Genomic DNA, 2,185 nt, shown 5'->3' on the forward strand with positions numbered 1-2,185 from the left:
CCATCGCGGTGGTCAGCAACACCAGCGCGGCGGCCAGCAGGATGGTCGGCACGTGACGCCACTTGCTTGGCCGCGGCGGCGCGACCCGCTCCAGCACCTCCATGTTGGCGAAGCGCAGCACCCGGCGACGACGGGCGAACTGCTGCACGACGTAAAGGCCGATCACCAGCAGCACGATCAACAGGACCAGGAAGAACCAGGCGTTCTGGAAGCCCGTGAGCGACACCGGTCCCAGCAGGGGCACCTTCATGTCCAGCCACACTATTCGCCGAACTCCGGCGGTGCATGGGCCGCCGCCGGGGGATCACCCGGCCAGGTCGCGGCGCTGGGTGAACTTGATGTCCAGGCTGCGCAGGTGGGTGTGCAGCCCGGCGTCCTGAACGGGAATCAGGTGGGCGGGCTCGTCGGTCTCGTTGTAGTGGGCGTGCCACATGCCCGGCGGGGTGGTGAAGGCGCAACCCGCCCGCCAGTCCACCCGGATGGGATCGACGATGTCGCCGCGGGAGTCGAGGCGGGTGCCCAGCAGCGTGTAGCAGCCGGACGCCGGGGCGTCGAGGATGAGATCCAGTGCGACCGACTGGTGCCGGTGCGGGCGCTGGACCTGGTTGGGCGGCAGCACCCCGAACATGGCCCACAGCACGTGCGTGATGGTCAGCGTCTGCTCCTGAGCGGCGTTGGCCAACAGCACGCTCACCCGGCTCTTCTCGTTGGCGCCGGGACGCGCGGCGATCTCCTCGAGCTTGGCCACCGCGTCGGCGCGGCGGAACTTGGTCGCCTCGAAGCGCGGCCGGGTGGCCTCGGCGCCCAGGTATCGCATCAACGGCTCGTCGTGCACCCAGTACATGGCCGTGTCGGCGGCGGCGTAGAACACCGACCGGCAACCGGCGGGCAACGTCACGAAGTCGCCCTTCTCCCACTCGACCAGCCGGCCGTTGACCGCCGCGAAGCCGCGCCCGTACAGCACGTAGTACAGCTGCGAGGTGGCGTTGGGGCTGGTGTCGATCTGCTCGCCTGCGCGGATGCTGACGAAGTTGGCCAGCAGCGCCGGGCTGGTCGCCGCGCCGGTGCCGATGCCCAGCTCCCGGGACAGGTCCAGCGGGATCACGCCGGTTGCGGCATCGAGGTAGAGCTCGGGATCGAACCGGCGCAGCGGAACCGCCGGGACGTGCCCCGACCCGATGGGGTTGGCCGCCTTGGAGTACTCGAAGTACTCGGCCTGGGCGGCCCACTCTTCGAAGCGGCCCTCGAACCCGTACTCGGCCACGTTGATCATCGGTGCCGGGATCGTCGGATCCAGGTTCGGGGTCAATGTCTGCGTCGTGGCCATCTCGGTCTCCTCACCGCTTGGGCATCTCTCGTATCCGAATAGTATTTATCTTGTATCTCAGTGTCAATACGCCCTGGTAAAGAAGGCTCGTGTACGGTCAGGAGCACCCTTGAGATACGACTTAGCTACCAGAGTGGGGCGGTATGGCGGCGAAGAGCCCGCGGCCGGGCACGGCCAAGGATCGCGCGCTGGATCACGTCAAGGCCCGGATCCTCACCGGCGAGTTCGCCGGCGGCGAGCTGATCAGCGAAGGCGACGTCGCGACCGCGCTGGGGATGTCGCGCACCCCGGTGCGCGAGGCGTTCCTGCGCCTCGAGGCCGAGGGGCTGTTGCGGTTGTATCCCCAGCGCGGCGCCCTGGTGGTCCCGGTCTCGCCCGGCGAGGTCCGCGCGGTGATGGAGGCCCGGCTGGTGCTCGAGCAGTTCGCGGCGGCCAAGGTGGTGGGACGCGGTCCCGCCGTGTGGGCCGTGGTCTTCGAACGGCAATCCGGCGAGCTGCGACGGCTGGGTGCGGCCGCGGCGGCCGCCGACTGGCGGGAATTCCTGGAGTCCGACCGCGCCTTCCACGCCATCACCCTGGAAGAGTCGGGCAACGCCATCCTGTCCAACTTCTACTCGACGCTGCGCGACCGCCAGATGCGGATGATCGGGGAATCGGCGCAGCGTGAACCCGATCGGGTGGCCACGATCATGGCCGAGCATCGGGGCATCGCCGAGGCCCTGCGCGACGGCGACCTGCCGCGGGCGCTCCGGGCGGTGCAGACCCACCTGGCCAGCACGGTGCGGACTCCTGTAGGGATCGTCGAAGCCATCGTGCCCCCAGCTACGGGCCCGGCACGGCTTGTCCGGGCTGTCGATC

General features: G+C 69.2%; 3 protein-coding genes. 1 reads left to right on the forward strand and 2 read right to left on the reverse strand.

Going from position 1 to position 2,185, the window contains the following annotated elements:
- A partial coding sequence (locus A5646_RS05420; protein ID WP_197499510.1) for a BatA domain-containing protein occupies positions 1 to 250 on the reverse strand: 250 nt, incomplete at its 3' end.
- A 54-nt stretch (positions 251 to 304) separates the two neighbouring features.
- Entirely contained in the window at positions 305 to 1,327 is a 1,023-nt protein-coding gene (locus A5646_RS05425) for a cupin (RefSeq protein ID WP_065155723.1), read from the reverse strand.
- 143 nt (positions 1,328 to 1,470) lie between these two features.
- On the opposite strand from A5646_RS05425, the gene A5646_RS05430 reads away from it, so the two are divergent.
- On the forward strand, positions 1,471 to 2,185 hold a 715-nt coding region (locus A5646_RS05430; protein ID WP_231998243.1), incomplete at its 3' end, for a GntR family transcriptional regulator.

The organism is Mycobacterium sp. 1245499.0 (genome assembly GCF_001673615.1).
Taxonomy (GTDB): domain Bacteria; phylum Actinomycetota; class Actinomycetes; order Mycobacteriales; family Mycobacteriaceae; genus Mycobacterium; species Mycobacterium europaeum_A.

What these genes read in the sequence shown, in the direction of transcription:
- A5646_RS05425 (WP_065155723.1), bottom strand. Translation starts at nt 1,327, where the DNA reads ATGGCCACGACGCAGACATTGACCCCGAACCTGGATCCGACGATCCCG.